Origin of the sequence: Streptomyces phaeochromogenes (genome assembly GCF_001418655.1) — a bacterium.
GTDB lineage: Bacteria > Actinomycetota > Actinomycetes > Streptomycetales > Streptomycetaceae > Streptomyces > Streptomyces phaeochromogenes.
Genome location: NZ_LIQZ01000149.1, coordinates 18,229 through 34,091, shown reverse-complemented (window position 1 = coordinate 34,091; position 15,863 = coordinate 18,229). Strand labels below are relative to the sequence as shown.

At 69.7% G+C, this 15,863-nt stretch carries 11 protein-coding genes; 8 read left to right on the top strand and 3 right to left on the bottom strand.

Going from position 1 to position 15,863, the window contains the following annotated elements; genetic code table 11:
- The first annotated feature begins 485 nt into the window (after positions 1-485).
- The 8 genes from AOK17_RS20700 to AOK17_RS20665 all read left to right on the top strand — a co-directional run bounded on the left by AOK17_RS20700 (position 486) and on the right by AOK17_RS20665 (position 11,118).
- Positions 486-4,322: a sensor histidine kinase gene (locus tag AOK17_RS20700; protein ID WP_055614004.1), complete on the top strand. Its 3,837-nt coding sequence runs from the start codon at positions 486-488 to the stop codon at positions 4,320-4,322.
- A gap of 9 nt (positions 4,323-4,331) precedes the next feature.
- Positions 4,332-4,745 carry a roadblock/LC7 domain-containing protein gene (locus AOK17_RS20695; protein ID WP_044471908.1) on the top strand — a complete coding sequence of 138 codons (414 nt, stop codon included), beginning with the start codon at positions 4,332-4,334 and terminating at the stop codon, positions 4,743-4,745.
- A 120-nt stretch (positions 4,746-4,865) separates the two neighbouring features.
- Complete coding sequence (locus AOK17_RS20690) at positions 4,866-5,264, top strand: DUF742 domain-containing protein (protein ID WP_055614003.1); 399 nt, start codon at positions 4,866-4,868, stop codon at positions 5,262-5,264.
- Positions 5,245-5,820: a GTP-binding protein gene (locus AOK17_RS20685; protein ID WP_055614002.1), complete on the top strand. Its 576-nt coding sequence runs from the start codon at positions 5,245-5,247 to the stop codon at positions 5,818-5,820. Before AOK17_RS20690 ends, AOK17_RS20685 begins: the two co-directional genes overlap by 20 nt.
- Positions 5,821-6,203: 383 nt before the next feature.
- Positions 6,204-9,458, top strand: a complete 3,255-nt coding sequence (locus AOK17_RS20680) for a sensor histidine kinase (protein WP_206190793.1) — start codon at positions 6,204-6,206, stop codon at positions 9,456-9,458.
- 10 nt (positions 9,459-9,468) lie between these two features.
- A complete protein-coding gene (locus tag AOK17_RS20675; protein ID WP_055614026.1) occupies positions 9,469-9,882 on the top strand; it encodes a roadblock/LC7 domain-containing protein in 414 nt (137 codons plus the stop codon).
- A gap of 92 nt (positions 9,883-9,974) precedes the next feature.
- On the top strand, positions 9,975-10,556 hold the full coding sequence (locus AOK17_RS20670; protein ID WP_055614001.1) for a DUF742 domain-containing protein: 582 nt from the start codon (positions 9,975-9,977) through the stop codon (positions 10,554-10,556).
- The gene (locus tag AOK17_RS20665) at positions 10,537-11,118 is read left to right on the top strand and encodes a GTP-binding protein (RefSeq protein ID WP_026248371.1); all 582 of its coding nucleotides are present in this window, start codon (positions 10,537-10,539) and stop codon (positions 11,116-11,118) included. The genes AOK17_RS20670 and AOK17_RS20665 overlap by 20 nt, the downstream gene beginning before the upstream one ends.
- A 248-nt stretch (positions 11,119-11,366) precedes the next feature.
- On the opposite strand, the gene AOK17_RS20660 is transcribed toward AOK17_RS20665, so the two are convergent.
- The 3 genes from AOK17_RS20660 to AOK17_RS20650 all read right to left on the bottom strand — a co-directional run bounded on the left by AOK17_RS20660 (position 11,367) and on the right by AOK17_RS20650 (position 15,696).
- Positions 11,367-11,558, bottom strand: a complete 192-nt coding sequence (locus AOK17_RS20660; protein WP_055614000.1) for an acyl-CoA carboxylase subunit epsilon — start codon at positions 11,556-11,558, stop codon at positions 11,367-11,369.
- A 60-nt stretch (positions 11,559-11,618) separates the two neighbouring features.
- Positions 11,619-13,211 (bottom strand): acyl-CoA carboxylase subunit beta, encoded by a 1,593-nt coding sequence (locus AOK17_RS20655; protein ID WP_055613999.1) that lies wholly within the window; start codon positions 13,209-13,211, stop codon positions 11,619-11,621.
- Between the two features lie 154 nt (positions 13,212-13,365).
- Positions 13,366-15,696 carry a polysaccharide lyase 8 family protein gene (locus AOK17_RS20650; protein WP_055613998.1) on the bottom strand — a complete coding sequence of 777 codons (2,331 nt, stop codon included), beginning with the start codon at positions 15,694-15,696 and terminating at the stop codon, positions 13,366-13,368.
- Positions 15,697-15,863: the final 167 nt, after the last annotated feature.

Sequence of the window (15,863 nt, the reverse complement as noted above, 5' to 3'; positions counted from 1 at the left end):
GGAACGCGTGAAGACGGCGTGATCGTCGTGTGAGTTTCCTCACTCACAGGTAGGCAATCCGGTCAATACGGACCCTCAACTTCCGCCACCGAAACGGACATTGCCCTACCGAAGCCCCCATTCCACTCCCGATCATGGCGACTGGGGCACCGCTTACAGGCGAATGACTCGTGCACCTGTGTCCGATATAAACGGAATCGCTTTCCACATGCCGTAACACCGCCTTCACTAGGTGTCACGATGGTCACAGCATGACCCATGGGCCTTGTTGGAGATCCGGCACTGTGCTGGAATTCCACGGAACCGCCGCGGGATCGAACCGGCGCGCAAGGGGCGCGAACGCAGCGCCGAGTGGCGGCGGGAAGGGGGGCCTGCGCCGGTCACTCACGACCACACATGGGGGCGCGTTCAGGGCGCCCCCGTAGACGCCGACACCGTCTCGCCGTTCACGCGGAGAGGCGCCTGGTCCAGAGGTTGCGACGCTAGTGCAGGGACGTTTCAAGAGGGATGGCAGCGCTTCGGCGGAGCCGGAGCCGCACGGCGGGACCGGCACCGGTTCCTCGCCCCAGCACGCCCAGAACCAAGGACCGGCAGGGGCCGGCGACGGGGGTGACCGCTCCTCGCGCCCAGGTGCGCCCAAGGGCCCCCAGGGCAAGGGCGGTCCGACCGCGGTGACCGGTGGCCCCGGCGCACCGCCGACCGCGCCGCCCAAGGCGAGCAGCCCCAGTGGCCCCGGCTCGCGAATAGCTCTGCGCAACTGGCGCATCTCCACGCGCCTGGTGTCGCTGCTCGCGCTGCCCGTGGTCGCCGCCACCTCGCTGGGCGCCCTGCGCATCAGCGACACGATGGACGAGATCCAGCAGCTCGAGAACATGAAGCTGCTGACCGACATGACGAAGCAGGCGACCCAGCTCGCCGTCGCGCTCCAGGAGGAGCGCGACAAGTCGGCCGGTCCGCTCGCCAACGGCACCAAGGCGTCCGACTTCACCGTCAAGGGCGTCCGCGACAAGACGGACCGTGCGCGCGCCGCCTTCATGGACGGCACCCACGAGCTCGACGACGCGGGCAACGGCGAGAACCTCGACGGCGTCCGGGACAACGTGGTGGCCATCGCCACCCAGCTGAACACCCTGAGCGGCATCCGCAACAACGCCTTCCAGGACGAGAAGAACTCCTCCCAGTCGGTCGAGGCGTACCACCGGCTGATCGAGCAGCTGCTCGGCCTGTCCCAGGACATGGCCCAGGCGACCAGCAACCCGGAGATGATCCAGCGCACGCGTGCCCTGGCGGCCTTCTCCACCGCCAAGGAGTACGCGTCCATCCAGCGCGCGGTCATCGCCGCGGCCCTGCCGGCCACCGACGCGACGTACGGCGACCTCTCCGAGAACGACCGGCAGTACGGCCTCTCGGCCTTCGAGAACCAGAAGGCCGAACTCACCAGCTTCGCCAGCATCTACGAGGGCAACGCCGCCAAGCTCACCAAGCCACTCGACGAGCCGAGCCCGACCATCAAGGAAGCCGACAGCTACGCGGAGCGCGTGCTCAAGCGGGAGAACGGTCTCCAGCTGCGCGACAAGCGCTCGTACCTGGACTGGGTGGACGCCGACTCCGCCAGGTACCAGCAGATGTCGAACATCGAGCTCACGCTGCTCAACGAGATGGAGCAGAAGGCCCGCGAGCTGCGCAACGAGGCCGAGCAGGAAGCGATCATCTCCGGTGCGCTGATCCTGCTGGTGCTCGGTGTCTCGCTGGTCGGTGCCTTCGTGGTGGCCCGCTCCATGATCCGCTCGCTGCGCCGCCTCCAGGACACCGCGACGAAGGTCGCCCAGGAGCGGCTGCCCGAGCTCGTCAAGCAGCTCTCCGAGTCCGACCCGCAGGACGTCGACACGTCCGTCGAGTCGGTCGGTGTGCACTCCAAGGACGAGATCGGCCAGGTGGCCGCGGCCTTCGACGACGTGCACCGCGAGGCCGTACGACTCGCCGCCGAGCAGGCCCTCCTGCGAGGCAACGTCAACGCGATGTTCACCAACCTCTCGCGCCGCTCCCAGGGCCTCATCCAGCGTCAGCTGTCGCTCATCTCCGAACTGGAGTCCCGCGAGGCCGACCCGGACCAGCTGTCCTCGCTGTTCAAGCTCGACCACCTCGCGACCCGCATGCGCCGTAACGGTGAGAACCTCCTGGTCCTCGCCGGTGAAGAGCCCGGCCGCCGCTGGACCCGTCCGGTCCCGCTGGTCGACGTGCTCCGTGCCGCCGCCTCCGAGGTGGAGCAGTACGAGCGCATCGAGCTGTCGGCCGTGCCCACCACCGAGGTCGCCGGCCGCGTGGTCAACGACCTCGTGCACCTGCTCGCCGAGCTGCTGGAGAACGCCACGTCGTTCTCCTCCCCGCAGACCAAGGTCAAGGTCACCGGTCACGCGCTGCCCGACGGCCGCGTACTGATCGAGATCCACGACACCGGTATCGGCCTCTCGCCCGAGGACCTCGCGGCGATCAACGAGCGGCTCGCCTCGCCGCCCACCGTGGACGTCTCGGTCTCCCGCCGCATGGGTCTGTTCGTGGTCGGCCGGCTGTCCCAGCGCCACGGCATCCGCATCCAGCTGCGTCCGTCCGACTCCGGTGGTACGACCGCGCTGGTCATGCTGCCCGTCGATGTCGCCCAGGGCGGCAAGAAGGTTCCGGGCAACAAGCAGGGCCAGGGCATGCCCAACGGCGGCGGCCCCGCAGCAGCGCAGGCCGCGGCCGGTGTCGCGGCGGCCCGTCGGGGCGGCGCCGGAGGCGGTCCCGCCCTCGGCGCGGGTGCTCCCAGCGGCGGCAACGGCGGCAACGGCGGACGGCTCAACGCCCCTCCGCAGCGCGGCCAGGTCGGTGCCGGTACCGGAGCGCGTGCCGCGCTGCCCAGGCCTGACGCGGGCGGTCGCCCGGGCGGACCGGGCGGATCACGTGGTCCCCAGCAGCCCCCGCAGGGCAGGCCGGCCCCGGCCGGTGCCGGTGCCCCGCAGGCCTTCAACGACTTCGGCAACAACGACTCCGGCCGGCAGGACGCCTTCGGTGGCGGTCGGCAGGACGCGTTCGGCGGTGGTCGCCAGGACACGATGGGCGGCAACAACCGCGGCCCCGTGCCCCCGCAGCCCCAGCAGCGTCCGACCGGTGGCGACCAGGGCCGTCGGCCGCCTCAGCAGCCGCAGCTGCCGCCGCGCGGTGGCCCGCGCGCCGAGCTGCCCGGCGGCAACCCGCAGCCGCGGGTGCCCAGCTGGAGCGACGACAACGCGCAGCCGCCGGTGCCGCGTTCCTCGATGGACGCCCCGCGCGGCCACGAGGAGCCGGACGCCACCTCGCAGATGCCGCGGATCAACGACCGTCAGGGCCCGGCGTCCACGTCGGAGTTCCCGCGGATCGACGACCGTCAGGGTGCCGGTTCCACGGGCGAGTACCCGCAGCCGGACTACGACGCCCCGCGTTCCGGCGCGGGTACGCAGCAGAACAGCGGGCAGTTCGTCCGCCCGGACGTCTTCGGTACGCCGAATCCTTCCGGCGCGGGCCAGAACGGCTCCACAGGCGGCCAGTACAACCGCCAGGACCCCGCCTCCACCGGCCAGTTCTCGATGCCCGGCTACGACGGTGGTTCCACCGGTCAGTACGCGGCGCCCGGGCAGGACGTTCAGAACCACACCGGTCAGTTCCCGGCGCCGAACCACGGCGAGCGGCAGGGCGGCGGTACCGGGCAGTTCGAGCGTCCCGGTGCCAATGGCGCGAACGGCACCAACGGCTCCCGGCCCCAGCGTCCGCAGTCGCGTCGGCGTCCCGCGCTCCCCCAGGAGCCCGAGGCACTGCCGCCGGCGACGGGTCCCGGTGACGGGCGTACGCCGCTGTACGACACCCTGGAGACCAACTGGTTCAACCAGGCCCAGGCGGCCCAGGCCGGCAACGACGAGCAGGCACCGCAGCAGCCCGTACAGGCTGCTCCCGCGGCACCTCAGCGTCCGGCGCCCGCAGCGCCCGCAGCTTCCGGGTCCGCCGCATCCGGGTCCGCCTCGTGGCGGACCACCCCCAATGACGAACTCGGCCGGCAGGCCGAGCGGGTACGCCAGCCCTCCGCGGGTGGCGTGACCGTCTCGGGTCTGCCGCGCCGGGTCCCCCGCGCGAACCTCGTCGCGGGGACGGCTCAGCAGCAACAGCACCAAACCGGTCCGCAGGTCTCGCGTGCGCCCGATGACGTACGCGGCCGGCTGACCAATCTTCGTAGGGGCATCCAGCAAGGTCGGCAGGCCGGTACCGGCCAGACCGGCAGCTTCCCCAGCCCCACTCACCAGCAGGAGCGTTAGTTGAGCCAGATGAGCCAGGCGGCACAGAACCTCAACTGGTTGATCACCAACTTCGTTGACAACACCCCCGGGGTGTCCCACACCGTCGTCGTTTCCGCCGACGGACTCCTTCTGGCGATGTCCGAGGGCTTTCCGCGCGACCGCGCCGACCAGCTCGCGGCCGTCGCCTCCGGACTCACTTCACTCACAGCCGGTGCCTCCCGGATCTTCGAGGGTGGCACCGTCGCCCAGACGGTCGTCGAGATGGAACGCGGCTTCCTCTTCCTGATGTCGGTCTCGGACGGATCGTCCCTCGCGGTCCTCTCCCACCCGGACTGCGACATCGGCCTTGTCGGATACGAGATGGCTCTGCTCGTCGACCGTGCGGGTGCGGTGCTCACGCCGGATCTGCGGGCCGAGCTCCAGGGCAGCCTGCTCCACTAGTCAGGTTCTTACGTACGTCCGAATTTCACCGAACGTCCGCACAATCCGTCGGCCGCCCTCCCCCCACCGGCCCCGTCAGACGGCACGACTGACCGACCTGCTGTCCCGCCCGGAGGATCAATGACCCCGCCCACCGCCTCTCATGATCCGTACGCACAGCCGTACGAGGACGAGGGCGACCAGCCGCTGGTACGTCCGTACGCGATGACCGGCGGCCGGACCCGGCCGCGCTACCAGCTCGCCATAGAGGCACTGATCAGCACCACGGCCGACCCGGCGCAGCTGATGGGGCTGCTCCCGGAGCACCAGCGGATCTGCCACCTCTGCCGTGAGGTGAAGTCGGTGGCCGAGGTGTCGGCCCTGCTGTCCATGCCCCTGGGCGTGGCACGGATTCTCGTCGCGGACCTCGCGGAGGCCGGACTCGTCGCGATCCACCAGCCGGGTGGCGACGAGAGCAATGGCGGCGCCCCGGACGTGACACTGCTCGAAAGGGTGCTCAGTGGACTTCGCAAGCTCTGACGGAGGTCGGGCGACCACCTCCGCGAAGATCGTGGTGGCGGGTGGTTTCGGCGTCGGCAAGACCACGTTCGTGGGTGCCGTCTCCGAGATCAACCCGCTGCGCACCGAGGCCGTCATGACGTCCGCCTCGGCGGGTATCGACGACCTCACCCACACCGGGGACAAGACGACGACCACCGTCGCCATGGACTTCGGCCGTATCACCCTGGACCAGGACCTGATCCTGTACCTGTTCGGTACGCCCGGCCAGGACCGTTTCTGGTTCATGTGGGACGACCTGGTACGCGGCGCGATCGGCGCCGTCGTGCTCGTGGACACCCGTCGTCTCGCCGACTGCTTCCCCGCGGTCGACTACTTCGAGAACAGCGGCCTGCCGTTCGTCATAGCCCTGAACGGCTTCGACGGACACCAGCCGTACACGCCCGACGAGGTCCGCGAGGCCCTGCAGATCGGCCCGGACGCCCCGATCATCACGACGGACGCCCGCCACCGCGCGGACGCCAAGAGCGCGTTGATCACCCTGGTCGAGCACGCCCTGATGGCTCGTCTCCGCTAAGGATCGGGCAACGGGCTATGTCCTGGCGGACCTGGCACACAAGTTGGCAACGCCGTACGGCAGTTGTCGTAGACGCACTGGAGCCGGCTGTGTCGTTTGACACGGTCGGCCTTGGTGTTCATAACGTTTCGACAGAGATATCGAGTGGTACCGACACGCGTCGCGGTCGTCTGATGCCGCTGTGCTCACAAAGGCCCCGCCTTTTGGCGGGGCTCGCTCTTTATGACCGTTTTATCTAGGGCTTACATCACTCGGAATCCTTGGTTCCGAGTGTTTGGACGAGCACACCCTGACGTGCTGGAATGCCAGAACTGCCCAGTAGTAAGGGCCGGAAGACACACGCGGCACGACGAAGGTGCACACGCCGAGAGGTTGTTGGTCGAGTGAGGCGTAGCAAGAACGGTCCCGAGCCGTCGGCACGGGGCAACTTCACCCCGCCGCCGCGCGGAGCGGCACCCGCACATGTGTCCGGCCCGGAGCCGGCGGCCCCACCCGCGAAGAGCGGCGGCCGTCTGTCCCCGCGCAACTGGCGTGTGCCCACCAGGCTGAACGCCATTCTCCTCATACCCGTGATCGTCGGGCTCGTCATGGGCGGCTTCCAGGTGAAGAGCTCCATCGACACCTGGCAGGAGGCCCAGGACGCGGAGAAGGTCGCCAAGATCGTCGACGCGGCCGGGCAGTACGCCGAGGCGCTCCTCAACGAGCGCGACATCTCCGCCCAGCCGCTGCTGGAGGGCGACCGCGACAACGCGACGGTCAAGCAGGCCCGTGCTCTCACGGACCAGAAGGCCGACGCGTTCCACGAGGAAGTCGTCGGGATGCCGGCCGGTCAGGGCCTCGAGCGCCGACTGAAGCTGGTGGAGGACGCCGAGCCCACGCTGGGCCAGCTGCGCAAGGCCGCGTACACCACCGCGATGGACCCGACGAAGACCGAAGAGGGCTACGTCACCGTCGAGCACCTCCTGGCCGAGTTCTCGAACGAGCTGGGCCTCGGCACCGGCAACATCACGAGCTACGGCCGCACCGTGTACGCCGTCACGCTGGCCAAGGGCGCGGAGTCTCTGCAGCGCTCGATCGGCATGCACCTCCTGGTGAAGCCCAGCTCGAACGAGAAGATTCGTACGCAGCAGGTCACCGCGTTCACGTCGTACGCGTACCTCGAGAACATAGCCGTCCAGGAGTACGTCTCCGGTGGCACGGAGGCGGACGCCGCGCGGCTCAAGCAGGTGATGGCGGAGAAGACCGCCCAGGGCGCGAAGCTGGCCGCCGAAGCGAAGAGCAAGACCGAGGCGGCCGGCGGGACCTACAAGGCCCCGCCCTCCATGACCGGCATGATCCAGGCCATCGGCAGCGGCAGCTCGCCCTCCGACCTCGCTCAGCAGGGCATCACGCCCGAGACCTGGATGGCGGCCTCCACCCTCAAGTTCGACGGCTACGGCGAGGTCGAGGAAGATCTCATCAACCGGGCGGTCGACGAAGCGGGTGACATCGCCACCGACGCCCAGCGCGACGCCTTCGTCAACGGCGCCATCGTCATCGTGGCCCTGCTCGCCGCCTTCATCATCGCCGGCCTCATGGCCCGCCAGATGAGCCGCTCGATGCGCCAGCTGCGCAACGCGGCCTTCGGTGTCGCCGAGCAGCGCCTGCCGATGCTGGTCGACCAGCTCTCGCGCACCGACCCGGGCCGGGTCGACACCCGGGTCACCCCCATCCCGATCACCACCACGGACGAGATCGGCGAAGTCGCCCGCGCCTTCGACCAGGTCCACCGCGAGGCCGTACGACTGGCCGCCGAGCAGGCCCTGCTCCGTGGAAACATCAACGCGATCTTCACCAACCTGTCGCGCCGCAACCAGTCGCTGATCGAGGGCCAGCTGACCCTGATCACCGAGCTGGAGAACAACGAGGCCGACCCGGACCAGCTGGAGAACCTCTTCCGCCTGGACCACCTCGCGACCCGTATGCGCCGCAACGGCGAGAACCTCCTGGTCCTCGCCGGCGAGGAGCCGGGCCGCCGCTGGGACCAGCCGGTCCCGCTGGTCGACGTGCTGCGCGCCGCCTCCTCCGAGGTGGAGCAGTACGAGCGCATCGAGCTGTCGGGCGTACCGGAGGCCGAGATCCACGGCCGCGCGGTCACCGACCTCGTGCACCTGCTCGCCGAGCTCCTGGAGAACGCCACCACGTTCTCCTCGCCGCAGACCAAGGTCCGCGTCACCGCGACCCGTCTTCCTGACGGCCGCATCATGGTCGAGATCCACGACAAGGGCATCGGCCTCACCGCCGAGGACTTCGCGGACATCAACCACAAGCTGGCCAACCCGCCGACCGTCGACGCCGCGATCTCGCAGCGCATGGGCCTGTTCGTGGTCGGTCGGCTGTCCGACCGGCACGGCATCCGCGTCCAGCTGCGTCCCTCGGGCGAGCAGGCCGGTACGACCTCGCTCGTCATGCTCCCCGACATCATCACGCACGGTGGTGGCGGCGAGCAGGCACCGCAGCGCGACGAGTTCACCGTCTCGCAGATCATCCCGGAGCAGCAGCAGCCCTTCGGCGGCGAGGAGTTCCAGAGCGGCGGCCAGCCGATGCGTACGGCCGCGGAGCTGGGCTTCGACGACAGCCGCTACGCCGAGGTCCCGGACGACATACGCGAGCTGGACCCCGTGGGCCGTTCGCTGATGCGTGAGGAGCGCCGGGCGGCCCTGGAGGCCCAGACGCACGGCGAGCTGGAGGGCGGATCCCCGTCGTTCACCGGCGAGTTCGACCCGCAGCAGGGCTACGACAACGGCCAGCAGGCCTTCGACAACGGCGCGGCGGCGTACGACAACGGAGCCACCGCGTACAGCGAGGCGCCCGCGTACGACCAGCAGACGCCGTACGAGGAGCCGCAGCAGGCGTCGTACGACGAGACGTACTTCCCGGCCAACGGCGGGTACCCGGAAACCGCCTATGCGGAGCCGGTCCAGGAGGAGCCCCAGCCGTCCCACGCTCCCGCGCGGGACACCTTCTCGGCCTTCGAAGAGCAGTCCTACCAGGACGACTGGCCGCAGCAGGACTCGTACCAGAACGGCTACCGTTCCGAGTACGCTCCCGAAGCGGAACCCGCGCAGGCCGCTGACGTGGCCGAGCAGGACCGCGTAGGCTTCGAGCGTCCGGGAACGGCCTCTCCCGCCGCCCACGCGCTGACCGACGCCGGGCTTCCGCGCCGCGGATCCACCGACGCCGGGCTTCCCCGTCGCGGATCCACCGCGACCGCGGGCGGCCAGCAGTCCGCGGGCCAGGAATCGCCGTCTCTCTTCGGCGGCGGCAACGACAGCAACTCAAGCGGCGGCAACGGCTCCGGCAAGGGCGACTGGCGGTCGAACAACGACCAGATGTGGCAGCGCGCCGAGCAGCTGAAGAAGCCCAAGGCGGGCGGGGTCACCTCCTCCGGCCTGCCGAGGCGGGTACCCAAGGCCAATCTGGTCGAGGGCACCGCGGAATCGACCCCACAGGGCGGCCCCTCGGTCTCCCGCGCTCCCGAGGACGTACGGGGCAGGCTGAGCAACCTGCGCCGTGGGGTCCAGAGGGGGCGTAACGCAGGAAGCGAAACGAACGGCCAGGGCTTCGGTCCTGACAGCACCTACAACCAGGAGCGTTAGTGTGAGCCCGATGAGCCAGGCGGCACAGAACCTGAACTGGTTGATCACCAACTTCGTGGACAACACCCCCGGGGTGTCGCACACGGTGGTGGTCTCCGCCGACGGACTCCTTCTGGCGATGTCCGACGGGTTCCCGCGTGACCGTGCCGACCAGCTGGCGGCCGTCGCGTCGGGTCTCACCTCGCTGACCGCGGGCGCGTCCCGCATCTTCGAGGGCGGGAGCGTGAACCAGACGGTTGTGGAGATGGAGCGGGGATTTCTCTTCCTCATGTCCATTTCCGATGGATCGTCGCTCGCAGTACTCGCACATCCGGAAGCGGACATCGGTCTCGTCGGGTACGAGATGGCCCTTCTGGTGGACCGTGCCGGTACGGTTCTGACCCCTGATCTGCGTGCGGAGCTCCAGGGGAGCCTTCTCAACTAGCAGACAAGCGATGCGTTTTGGCGTCCCGTGGCCGTAAGGTTTCGGGACGCGGCTCCACATTGATGGGCCCGGCACAGTCGGAGGAGGAGAAAGTGGCAACACCCCCAGGCGGTTCGTCTTCGGGCAACTGGTCCTATGGCCCTGGCCAGGGCCAGGGCGGCAACGACTCGCCGAACCGGTACAACTTCCCCTCCGCACCGTCTCCGCGGCGCCAGCAGCCCTACGCACCCCAGGGTCCCGGGCCCTCCCCGTACGACCAGCCGCCGGCGCCGCGCATCCAGCCCGTGCAGCCACAGCGGCGCTCCCCCGAACCGTCGCCCGCGGGGGGCGCCAGCAACCCGCTGGTCCGCCCCTACGCCATGACGGGCGGCCGCACCAGGCCTCGGTATCAGCTCGCCATCGAGGCACTGGTGCACACCACCGCGCAGCCGCACCAGATGCAGGGCCAGCTGCCCGAGCATCAGCGGATCTGCAACCTCTGCCGGGAGATCAAGTCGGTGGCCGAAATCTCGGCCCTCCTGACGATCCCTCTCGGCGTGGCCAGGATCCTCGTCGCCGACTTGGCGGAGGCGGGCCTGGTCGCCATCCATCAGCCCGGCGGCGACGAGAACGCCGGCGGTCAGCCAGACGTGACTTTGCTCGAAAGGGTGCTCAGTGGACTTCGCAAGCTCTAGCGGAGGGCCTTCCCGCTCCACCACGTCCGCGAAGATCGTGGTGGCGGGCGGCTTCGGCGTGGGCAAGACCACGTTCGTCGGGGCCGTCTCGGAGATCAACCCGCTGCGTACCGAGGCCGTGATGACGTCCGCTTCGGCGGGCATCGACGACCTCACCCACACGGGAGACAAGACCACCACCACGGTGGCCATGGACTTCGGCCGTATCACCCTGGACCAGGACCTGATCCTGTACCTGTTCGGTACGCCCGGCCAGGACCGTTTCTGGTTCATGTGGGACGACCTGGTACGCGGCGCGATCGGTGCGATCGTCCTGGTCGACACCCGCCGTCTCGCCGACTGCTTCCCCGCGGTCGACTACTTCGAGAACAGCGGGCTGCCGTTCGTGATCGCCCTGAACGGCTTCGACGGCAACCAGCCGTACAACCCGGACGAGGTCCGGGAGGCGCTCCAGATCGGGCCCGACACCCCGATCATCACCACGGACGCCCGCCACCGCGCGGACGCCAAGTCGGCGCTCATCACGCTGGTGGAGCATGCCTTGATGGCCCGCCTGCGGTAGGCCTGCGGCGCTCAGCCGTACGAAGGGGCCCCTTCCTATTGGGAGGGGTCCCCTTTGTGTTGGGTAGGTTCCCGTTCGCCTTCGAGTGCGGGCACGCCGTGGTTGCTCGCGCAGTTCCCCGCGCCCCTTAGAAGCACCGGTCCACCCCTTGTCCTTTAGGGGCGCGGGGAACTGCGCGAGCGCAACCACAGGGTCCGGGCACACGGGAAAGGGCCCCCTCCTGTGTGGAGGGGGCCCTTTCGGGAAGCTCAGTGCCAGCTGTGCGGGGCGCGGAAGCCCGGCTCTCGCTCCAGCCGGCGCCAGCCGGCCTTCGCGCGGCCTCGGTGGGTCGGGGCCGCGGCCGGGGCGGAGGCGGCGCGGGCCAGGAGGATGGCCGTGATGGCGGCGACTTCCTCGGGCTCGGCGTGGCCCTTCTCGACGCGAATATCAGGGATGTCCATGTGGGTGAGTCTCCGTGAGAGAGGGGTCCGCGGGGTTGCCGCGGTGGGTCCGCCGAGTTACTACTGCGGCGGGTTTCCGTGCTTGCGGGAGGGCAGATCGGCGTGCTTCGTACGCAGCATCGCGAGGGAGCGGATGAGTACCTCGCGGGTCTCGGCGGGGTCGATGACGTCGTCGACCAGACCGCGTTCGGCCGCGTAGTAGGGGTGCATCAGCTCGGCCTTGTACTCCTTGACCATGCGCACGCGCATCGCCTCGGGGTCCTCGGCGTCGGCGATCTGCCGGCGGAAGATGACGTTGGCGGCGCCCTCGGCGCCCATCACGGCGATCTCGTTGGTGGGCCACGCGTAGGTGAGGTCGGCGCCGATGGACTGGCTGTCCATCACGATGTACGCGCCGCCGTAGGCCTTCCTGAGGATCAGTGAGATCCGCGGCACGGTCGCGTTGCAGTAGGCGTAGAGGAGCTTCGCGCCGTGGCGGATGATGCCGCCGTGCTCCTGATCGACACCCGGAAGGAAGCCGGGTACATCCAGCAGCGTGACGATCGGGATGTTAAAAGCGTCGCACATCTGGACGAAACGCGCAGCTTTCTCCGACGCCTCGATGTCCAGCACCCCGGCCAGGCTCTGCGGCTGGTTGGCGACGATGCCCACCACCTGGCCGTCGAGCCGGGCGAGGGCGCAGATGATGTTGCGGGCCCAGCGCTCGTGGATCTCCAGGTAGTCGCCGTCGTCGACGAGCTCCTCGATGACCTTGGTCATGTCGTACGGACGGTTGCCGTCCGCCGGGACCAGGTCGAGGAGCACGTCCGAGCGCCGCTCGGCGGGGTCCTCGGAGTCGGCGTGGGGCGGGTTCTCGCGGTTGTTCTGCGGGAGCATCGACAGGAGGTAGCGCACCTCGTGGATGCAGGTCTCCTCGTCGTCGTACGCAAAGTGCGCGACGCCCGAGGTCTCGGCGTGCACGTCGGCGCCGCCCAGGCCGTTCTGGGTGATCTCCTCGCCGGTGACCGCCTTGACGACGTCGGGGCCCGTGATGAACATCTGCGAGGTCTCGCGGACCATGAACACGAAGTCCGTCAGGGCGGGGCTGTAGGCCGCGCCGCCCGCGCACGGGCCGAGCATCACGGAGATCTGCGGGATGACGCCCGAGGCGCGGGTGTTGCGCTGGAAGATGCCGCCGTAACCGGCGAGCGCGCTGACGCCCTCCTGGATCCGGGCGCCCGCACCGTCGTTGAGCGAGACCAGCGGGGCACCGGCCGCGATGGCCATGTCCATGATCTTGTGGATCTTCGTGGCGTGGGCCTCGCCCAGCGCGCCGCCGAAGATCCGGAAGTCGTGCGCGTACACGAAGACCGTGCGGCCCTCGACCGTGCCCCAGCCGGTGATCACACCGTCCGTGTACGGCTTCTTGGCCTCCAGGCCGAAGCCGGTCGCCCGGTGCCGGCGCAGCTGCTCGACCTCGTTGAACGAGCCGGCGTCCAGCAGAAGCTCGATCCGCTCCCGGGATGTCAGCTTGCCCTTGGCGTGCTGCGCCGCGGTCGCCTTGTCACTGGGTCCGCGAAGAGCCTCCGCACGGATCGCGTGCAGTTCGGCCACGCGCCCGCGGGCGTCGGTGGGTTCGCCTGCCGAGGATCCGGTCTCGTCCAAAACGGTCATGTAGCGACCTTACGAAGCCCACCAAGGAAAGCGGGCCGTCGACTCCGTACAGTCTCCGGCCCGTTTTACTGGTACCCCTGAACAGAACCACGACCGCATGCAGGCGATCCGACTGCTCAGGGGGCGTGTGGCTTGTAGGGGTCGCACAAAGCCGTCAGCTGAGAGTCACCTCACATCCGTGCGTGGCGCATGCCATCCCCGGAGTGACACGCACCCTCAGACGGCGTCCGGTGGCGAGTACCTCGACACCGGGATCGGCGCGCACGACCCGGCGTACGGGACGGTCCCAGACGATCTCCAGGGCCTCTCCGGTGCGCGGCGGTTCGCTGACGGAGAGGGTAGCGGTGCGGCCACGGCGGCGTACGAGCACGCTCGCGGGGGCCGAGGCGGTGAGCGGGCCCGCCCGGCCCGCCCGCCAGAAGTTGGCGGCGGTCAGGCCCAGGGAGGGCACGGACACGGCCTGGCGGCCGGAGTCGTTGGCGAGGACCGACAGCCGGCGGGGGTCTGCCGCATGGGCGGCGACCGTGCGGCGCGAGGCTCCGGGCAGGACGGCGTACGCGTACGTGGCGTCCACCGGGTCCGTGCCGTGGTCGAGCCAGAGGGTCTGCCAGCGGCGGGTCCGGGCTTCGGTGGTGCTGGTGGTGTTGATGTCGGACCAGGCGCCGGTGCGGTCCTCGCGGAGGGTGCGCAGGGCTGACCGGTCCAGGACCACCCAGCCGCCGTGGCCTTCGAGGTGCGCCCACCCGGGGCCCCGTACGAGGGTCCGGGTGCCGCCCTCCCCCAGGTTGCGGTTGTCGACGACCGTCTCGACCGGAACGCCGTCGGTGGCCGTGATGCCCGCGCCCAGGCAGACGATCGAGTCCGCGAGGCAGAACCAGGACTTGCGGGCCTCCAGGGTCGACCCGAGGCCCAAGAGGTGCTGACCGACGGCCGCGAACTCCCCGTCCGTCGCGCCGCCGACCCAGCGCACGGCGGGCTTGGGCTCGCCCCACTCCCCTCCGGCCTTGTCCGCGAGCCGCTTGGTGGACACGGTCGTGCCGGGCAGCCGGTACCAGTCGACGGTGGGCCAGTACCAGTCTGTGTACTGGTCGGACGAGACCCCGAGGCTGTCGGCCCACCAATAGAGCATTCCGGCGCCCGTGTGCCAGCCGCGCGGGTTCTCGCCGTTGCCGCACTCGTAGTACGCGATCCGGTCGCTCGCCATGGCGATGTTCGCGGTGAAGCCGGGGCGGCGGTGGACGGCCCGGTCCATGGCGGCGAAGAGGCGGTGGCCGACCGGTTCGGGCGCGGCCTCGACCGCCGAGCCGGCGACCGCGTGCAGCCGGGCCAGGTCGCCGACGCCGAACTGTGGTGCCGTCAGGAGCGGTGTGACGGTGTCCCGTTCGATCCAGCCCTTGACGCTCGCGTGCCAGCGCTCGCGCTCCGCCGCGCTCGCGCCCTGGGCGAGGAGCGCGATCGCGGCGATCAGCCCCTGTCCGTGGAAGTGGTCGCTGCGCATGACGTGGAGGTCGTCGCTCTTGAGGTAACCGCGGCTGATGGCACGCCCGTTGACGCTGTCCATCATCAGCCCGTCGTGGATCAGGGGCGCGTAGGCACCCTCCACGCTGTCGAGAATGATCTGCCGGTCGGCGTCGGTCACCTCCCACGTCGAACCGGCCAGCAGCGCGAAGAGGCGGCCGAGTCCGTCGAGCAGGACCTGTCCGTACGTTCCCGAGTAGGCGACCCAGGTGTGCTGGACGAACGACCCGTCGGCGTACAGCCCGTCCCCCTTCGTGACGTACGGGAAGACCGGCGAGAGCGCGTCCCGGGCCAGCGCGATCTTCTCGGGGGCGCGGCCGAGGATGCCGCGCAGGGCGACCGAGCGGCACAGGTCGACGCGGTTGGCGCCGGTCGAGGTGCCCGAGTAGTCGCGGAGCATCGAGTCGGGGACGAAGTGGTCGACGGCCGCGCAGGCGGCGGCGACCTGGGCGGCGGTGAGCTCGCCGTGGAGGGCGGCCACGATGTCCATGAGGAGGCGTGGGCTGCCGATCTGCCACTCCCACCAGTTGCCGTAACGGGTGGTGGAGGGGTTGTAGACGGTGGCGGAGAGGTGGTCGAGGCCGCGGAGGATGTCCGCTCGCAGGCCCGCGTCGCCGGTGGAGCCGGTGCCCTGCTGGACGTACGCCTGCGTCATCGTCCAGAGCCGGCTGTAGCTCTGGGTGATGCCTGTCGGCGGGTCGTAGGGGTAACCGGGCCAGAGGGAAGTCGCGGTCGGGGCCATGGTCTGCCGGAAGCCGCGGGCCAGTTCGCCGGTCTCGGCGAGGCGGGAGGCGTACGGCTCGGCGGCCGGGTCGTAGCGGGCTCCGAGGGCGATCTCCAGCCAGCGGAGGCGGAGGGTGTCGTACTCGTCTTCGTCGGGGACCGCGTGGGCGGACGTGGTGGGCATGAGCGCCGGGCTCGCCGTGAGCGCCGCTGCCAGGAGGAACGTACGGCGGGTGGGGGTCATGCCAGGCGATGGTGCCCGAGGTGCCCATGTGCCCACCAGAGGGGCAACGGGTGATCTTAGGACTAGACCAATGGCAACCGGGTGTAATCGGCGCGACACGCCATGCGCTCTGTTGAAACCCGTAGGGAATAGGTCTATGGTCGATGTCGTTGAACGTTAAACAGCTT

What these genes read in the sequence shown, in the direction of transcription:
- AOK17_RS20660 (WP_055614000.1), bottom strand. Translation starts at nt 11,558, where the DNA reads ATGGACATCCCTGATATTCGCGTCGAGAAGGGCCACGCCGAGCCCGAG.
- AOK17_RS20695 (WP_044471908.1), top strand. Translation starts at nt 4,332, where the DNA reads ATGAGCCAGGCGGCACAGAACCTCAACTGGTTGATCACCAACTTCGTT.
- AOK17_RS20675 (WP_055614026.1), top strand. Translation starts at nt 9,469, where the DNA reads ATGAGCCAGGCGGCACAGAACCTGAACTGGTTGATCACCAACTTCGTG.
- AOK17_RS20690 (WP_055614003.1), top strand. Translation starts at nt 4,866, where the DNA reads ATGACCCCGCCCACCGCCTCTCATGATCCGTACGCACAGCCGTACGAG.
- AOK17_RS20650 (WP_055613998.1), bottom strand. Translation starts at nt 15,696, where the DNA reads ATGACCCCCACCCGCCGTACGTTCCTCCTGGCAGCGGCGCTCACGGCG.
- AOK17_RS20655 (WP_055613999.1), bottom strand. Translation starts at nt 13,211, where the DNA reads ATGACCGTTTTGGACGAGACCGGATCCTCGGCAGGCGAACCCACCGAC.